The sequence below is a fragment of the Cobetia sp. BMC6 genome, assembly GCF_029991385.1.
Classification (GTDB): domain Bacteria; phylum Pseudomonadota; class Gammaproteobacteria; order Pseudomonadales; family Halomonadaceae; genus Cobetia.
In genome coordinates this window covers 1-256 of sequence record NZ_JAKUMF010000087.1, presented here as the reverse complement: position 1 = coordinate 256, position 256 = coordinate 1, and the positions used below count along the sequence as shown (strand labels likewise).

Sequence of the window (256 nt, the reverse complement as noted above, 5' to 3'; positions counted from 1 at the left end):
AGCTTCGTGCTTTTGTCGACACGGTTTTGCCGACTTTTGGGGCCATAGCTCAGCTGGGAGAGCGCCTGCCTTGCACGCAGGAGGTCAGCGGTTCGATCCCGCTTGGCTCCACCATGAAAGTCCGGTTTGGCTTCTACTACCTGATAACGCTGCACAGTCCACAGTGACAAGCATATCGCCTTCCTCGTGAAGGTTGTGTGACTTCTCACTGTTCTCTGAACAGCCGCTCTTTAACAATGTGAATCATGCTGACGAT

At 53.1% G+C, this 256-nt stretch carries 1 tRNA gene; it reads left to right on the top strand.

Going from position 1 to position 256, the window contains the following annotated elements:
• Positions 1-38 precede the first annotated feature (38 nt).
• Positions 39-114, top strand: a tRNA-Ala gene (locus MKZ40_RS17115).
• Positions 115-256 lie beyond the last annotated feature (142 nt).